The following is a 6258-nucleotide window of genomic DNA, read 5'->3' on the forward strand; positions in this document are numbered from 1 at the left end:
GCGGTGGGCACGCTGCGCCGTGACGAGGGCGGCATGGAACGGGTCCTGTTGTCGCTGGGCGAGGCGCACGTGCACGGTGTCGAGGTCGACTGGAGTCCGGCCTTCGGTGACGCGCCGCCGTATCTGGACGTGCCGACCTACCCCTTCCAACGCCAACGCTACTGGCTGCTGCCGTCCGATCGCGGTGAGGCCCCGGTCACGGACACCTGGGGATACGACATCGCCTGGCGGCCCGCGGCCTCGTCCCCCGCGACCGGCGCCCTGTCCGGTGACTGGCTGCTGGTCGTCCCCGAGGACCACGACCACGACCTCGTCGGGGCGGCCACGGAGGCGCTCGAACGGCACGGCGCCCGGCCCACGATCCTCACCGTCGGCGGTACGGACGACCGCGACACGCTCACCCGGAGGCTGGCCGAGCATGCCGAACCGGCCGGTCTGCTCTCCCTGCTCGCCCTCGACGAACGCCCCCACCCCCGGCACCCGGCCGTCCCCGGCGGCGTGGCGGGGACGCTGACCCTGATCCAGGCGCTGGCCGGCACCGGATGGACCTCCCCGCTGTGGTCGGTCACCTCCGGCGCCGTCTCCACCGGCCCGGACGACCCGGTCCGGCGGCCCGTCCAGGCCGAGACCTGGGGCCTCGGGCGGGTGGCCGCACTGGAACACCCCCGGACCTGGGGCGGGCTGGTGGACCTGCCCGGCGCACCGGACGCGACCGCCTGGGACGGGCTCTGCGGCGTACTGGCGGGACTCGACGAGGAGGACCAGGTCGCGATCCGCGACACGGGCATCCTGGTACGGCGCCTGGTCAGGGCACCGATCACCGCTCCCGCCGGGTTCCGGACCTCCGGCACCGCGCTCATCACCGGTGGCACCGGCGCGCTGGCACCCCACATCGCCCGTTGGCTCGCGGGACGCGGCGCCGAGCACCTCGTCCTGGCCGGTCGCCGCGGACCCGCCGCGGAAGGGGCGGCGAAGCTGGAGCGGGAGCTCGGTGAGCTGGGCGTCACCGTCGAGATCGTGAGCTGCGACGTCGCCGACCGCGCGGAGGTCGCCTCCCTCCTCGACCGGCTCCGTTCCGAGGGGCACGTCCTGCGCACGGTGGTACACGCCGCGAGCGCCGCGCGCCTGGCCTCGCTGGCCGAGACCACGGTCGCGGAGTTCGCCGAGGCGACGGCCGCCAAGGTGAACGGAGCCGTGCACCTGGACGAGCTGCTCGACCACGACGACCTGGACGCCTTCGTCCTGTTCTCCTCCATCGCGGGAGTCTGGGGCAGCGGTGACCACGGCGCGTACGCCGCGGCGAACGCCTTCCTCGACGCCTACGCCGCGTACGGCAGGAGCCGCCACGGGCACGCGCCGATCTCCGTCGCCTGGGGGGTCTGGGACAGCGAACGCCTTCCCGAGGAGGTCGACGAGGAACGCCTGCGCCGCCAGGGCCTGCCGTTCCTCGACCCCGGGACCGCCCTGGACAGGCTGGAGCGCGTCCTCGCCGAACGCCCGGCCTTCGCCGCCGTCGCCGACGTGGACTGGGAGGTCTTCACCTCGACCTTCACCTCGGCCCGCTCCCGGCCCCTGCTCGCCGAGCTCGTCGGCGTACGGCGGACCGTGGTGGAGACCGGTGCCCCGGACGGGACGTTCGCCCGGCGCCTGGCCGCGATGCCGCCCGCCGAGCAGGAGCGGGAGCTGCTGCGCCTGGTGACCACCCACGTCTCCGAGGCGCTGGGGTACGCCTCGCCCCAGGCGATCGGCGTGGACCGGGCGTTCAAGGAACTCGGCTTCGAGTCCCTGACCGCGGTGGAGCTGCGCAACCGGCTCAACGCCGCGACCGGCCTGCGCCTGCCGGTGACGATGGTGTTCGAGCATCCGAACGCGGCGGCGCTGGCAGCGCACCTGCGGTCGCTGCTCCTGGGGGACGAGCCGTCGGTGCACGCCGAACTCGACAGGCTGGAGGCCGCGGTCGCGGCCCTGGGCGACGGTGAGCGCTCGCTCGTCGCCGAACGGTTGTCCGCGCTGCTGGCGAGGCTGAACGACGAGAACCGGGCTCCGGACGGGGACGGTGACGACCAGGACCTCACGTCGGCCACCGACGACGAGATCTTCGACCTCATCGACCGCGAACTCGGCGCGTAGGAACAGGGGAGGAGCCGCAGTGGCGGACGAGGACAGGCTGCGCGAATATCTCAAGCGCGTCACCGGTGAGCTGCGCAAGGCCAACCGGCGGCTGAAGGAGGTCGAGGACGGCCACCGGGAGCCGATCGCGATCGTCGCGATGGCGTGCCGCCTCCCCGGAGGCGTGCGCTCCCCCGAGGACCTGTGGGAGTTCGTCGCCGCGGGCCGCGAGGCGGCCGGTGACTTCCCCGCCGACCGGGGCTGGGACCTCGGGAACCTGTACGACCCCGACCCCGACGCGTCGGGGTCGTCCTACACGCGTACCGGGGGCTTCCTCGGCGACGCCGACCGGTTCGACGCCGCGTTCTTCGGGATCTCTCCGCGTGAGGCGCTGGCGATGGATCCGCAGCAGCGGTTGCTGCTGGAGACCTCCTGGGAGGCGATCGAACGGGCCGGGGTCGCCCCGTCCTCGCTGCGCGGCAGCCGGACCGGCGTCTTCGTGGGCATCAACCACCACCAGTACGGCCCGCTGTTCCAGCAGGCACCGGCGAACGTCGAAGGACACGTCGCGACCGGCGTCGTGCCCAGCATCGCCTCGGGACGGATCGCCTACACGCTCGGGCTCGAAGGCCCTGCCATCACCGTCGACACGGCCTGCTCGACCTCGCTGGTCACACTCCACCTGGCCTGCCAGGCCCTGCGCCAGTCGGACTGCTCCCTCGCCCTGGCCGGTGGCGTCACCGTACTGTCCACCCCGGGTTCGTTCGTGGAGCTCAGCCGCCAGCGCGTGCTCTCCCCCGACGGAAGGTGCAAGGCCTTCTCCGCCGACGCCGACGGCATGGGCATGGCCGAGGGCGTGGGCATCGTGGTGCTGGAACGGCTCTCCGACGCCCGGCGCAACGGCCACCGGGTGCTGGCGGTCGTCCGGGGTTCCGCGCTCAACCAGGACGGCGCGTCCAACGGCCTCACCGCGCCCAACGGCGTCGCCCAGCAGCAGGTCGTACGGCTGGCGCTCGCGAACGCCGGGCTGACCGCCGCGGACATCGACATGGTCGAGACCCACGGCACCGGTACGCCGCTCGGCGATCCGGTGGAGGCCCGCGCGCTCATGGCGACCTACGGCGCTGAGCGTCCCGCCGGCCGGCCGCTCTGGCTCGGCACGCTCAAGTCCCATACCGGTCACACCCTGGCCGCCTCCGGTGTCGCCGGGGTCATCAAGACGGTCATGGCCATGCGGCACGGCATCCTCCCCCGTACGCTCCACGCCGAGAACCCCACCCCTCACGTGGAGTGGGCGGGCGGGGGGATAGCGCTGCCCACCTCGTCGATGCCGTGGCCCGAGACCGGGGCGCCGCGCCGCGCGGGCGTCTCCTCCTTCGGCTTCAGCGGGACGAACGCCCACGTGATCCTGGAGCAGGAACCGGTGACCGAGGTACCAGCCGGGGGCGGGGACGTGCCGGTGGTGCCGTGGGTGGTGTCGGCGCGTTCTCCGGGAGCGCTGGACAGGCTGGTGGAACGGCTGCCGGAACTGGTGGACGCCGATCCGGTGGACGTGGGCTGGTCGCTGGCCAGGGGCCGTTCGGTGTTCGAGCACCGTGCGGTGGTGCTGGGACGGGACCGTACGGAACTGGCGGAGCGCCTGGACGCCCTGACCGCCGGGCGTGGGACGGCCGGGGTGCTGACCGGGACGGCCGAGCCGGACGGGTCGGGGTTCCTGTTCACCGGTCAGGGTTCGCAGCGGGTGGGGATGGGGCGGGAGTTGTACGGGTCCTTCCCGGTGTTCGCCCGTGCTTTCGACGAGGTGACGTCCCTGCTGGATGGGCACCTTGGGGTTCCTTCGGTGCGGGAGGTGGTGTTCGCCTCCGAGGACGGGGTGCTCGATCGGACGGTGTTCGCTCAGGCCGGGTTGTTCGCGCTCGAGGTGGCCTTGTTCCGGTTGCTGGAGTCGTGGGGGGTGCGGCCGGATGTCGTGGTGGGGCATTCGGTGGGTGAGCTGGCGGCGGCTCATGTGGCAGGGGTGATGTCGCTGGAGGATGCGTGCGCGCTGGTGGCGGCACGGGGCCGGTTGATGCAGGAACTTCCTGCCGGTGGGGTGATGATCGCGCTTCAGGCCACCGAGCAGGAGGTGTCGGAGCTTCTCACCGACGGCGTGTCGATCGCAGCGGTCAACGGTCCTCAGGCGGTGGTCGTCTCCGGTGATGAGGAGCCTGTCGCAGCCTTGGCGCACACGCTCACCTCCCGGGGACGTAAGAGCCGTCGTCTGCGCGTGAGCCATGCCTTTCATTCGGCCCGGATGGAGCCGATGCTGCGGGACTTCCACCGCATCGCCGAGGGTTTGACCTACCGGTCCCCCTCGATCCCGGTGATCTCCAACCTGACCGGTGAGCCGGTGACGGAGTTCTCGGCCGATTACTGGGCCGACCAGGTGCGGGGTGCGGTTCGTTTCGCCGACGCTTTGACGCATGCGGCCTCGCTGGGGATCGGCAGGTTCATCGAGCTGGGCCCGGACGGGGTGCTGTCGGCCATGGGTCAGGACAGCCTGGCCGAGACGTCGTTCTTCCCACTGCTGCGCGGGGACCGGCCCGAGCCCGAGACGGTGGTGAGCGCCGTCGCCGGTGCGTTCGTGGCCGGGACGCAGGTCGACTGGGCGGCCTACTTCCAGACCGCAGGCGGTGATGGGGCACGTCCGGTGGACGTGCCGACGTACGCCTTCGATCGGCAGCGGTACTGGCTGGAGCCGACAAGGCAGACCGATCTTTCCGGTGCGGGGCTGTCGTCGGCGGGGCATCCGCTGCTGGGGGCGGTGGTGTCATTGGCCGAGGGGGACGGCCTGGTGCTGACCGGTCGCCTGTCCCGGGACGCCCAGCCGTGGATCGCGGACCACGTCGTGCTGGACACGGTGCTGCTGCCCGGCACCGCCTTCGTGGAACTGGCGTGTCAGGCCGGTGAGCGGGTCGGCTGCCGCCGGCTCGAGGAACTCACCCTGGAAGCACCACTTGTCCTGCCCGAGCACGGCGGACGCCGGATACAGGTGGTCGTGGGCGCGGCGGACGGCGCGGGCCTGCGTACCGTGGCGGTGCACTCGCGGCCGGAGGAGACGGACGAGGCGTGGGTCCGTCACGCCTCCGGCCTGCTCGCCCCGGGTTCCCCGCAGCCGCGCGCGACCATGGCCGCCTGGCCCCCGGCCGGTGCCGAACCGGTGGAGATCGACGGTTTCTACGAGCGGCTGGCCGAGCGGGGATACGCCTACGGCCCGGTCTTCCAGGGGTTGCGAGCCGTCTGGCGGCACGGGGACGACGTCTACGCCGAGGTCGCCCTCTCCGAGCCGTTCCGAGCCGAGGCCGAACGGTTCGGCGTGCACCCGGCACTCCTGGACGCCGCCCTGCACGCGGGCGGCGCGGCCGCACCGGAGCGGGCGGACGAGGTCCGGCTGCCGTTCTCCTGGGCGGGGGTGTCGCTGCGGTCCGCCGGGGTGAGCACCCTGCGCGTACGGCTGACGCCGTCAGGACCGGACTCACTGACCCTGGACCTCGCCGACGAGACCGGGGAGCCGGTGGCCTCGGTCGAGTCCCTCACCCTGCGGGCGGTCTCCGAACGGCAGCTCCGCGCGGCCGATTCTCCCGACTTCCTGTTCCGGGTGGAGTGGACGCCGGTGACGGGGGAGGGGGAGGGTGTCGCGGTGGTGAAGCGGATCGCGCGGGGCGGCGCCGATCCGCTGTCGTCGGTGCGGGAGGCCATCGGGGAGGCGCTGGAGGCGATCCAGGGGTGGCTGGCCGACGAGCGGTCGGCGTCGTCGCGCCTGACGGTGGTGACCAGCGGCGCGGTGTCGGTGGGCGACGGTGAGATCGCCGATCCGGTGGGCGCGGCGGTGTGGGGGCTGGTGCGTTCGGCCCAGGAGGAGCACCCCGGCCTGTTCACCCTGCTGGACCTCGAGGAGGGTGCGGAGCTCCCCGCGGTACTGCCGTCCGACGAACCGCAGCTCGCGGTACGCGGAGGAACCTTCCACGCGCCGAGACTGGCCCGGGTGAGCGCGGTCCCCGACGAGATCACCCTGGACCCGGATGGTGCGGTGTTGATCACTGGTGGTACGGGGGTGTTGGGGGGTTTGGTGGCGCGTCATGTGGTGGGGGTGTGGGGGGTTGGTCGGGT

Annotated in this window: 2 protein-coding genes; both read left to right on the top strand. The window is 72.8% G+C overall.

From position 1 onward, the window contains the following. On the top strand, positions 1-2130 hold a 2130-nt coding region (locus tag ACZ6RT_RS37340), incomplete at its 5' end, for a beta-ketoacyl reductase (RefSeq protein ID WP_470158840.1). Positions 2131-2149: 19 nt separating this feature from the next. Then, a partial coding sequence (locus tag ACZ6RT_RS37345) for a type I polyketide synthase (protein WP_470158842.1) occupies positions 2150-6258 on the top strand: 4109 nt, incomplete at its 3' end.

The sequence above is a fragment of the Streptosporangium sp. NPDC050148 genome (assembly GCF_055586505.1).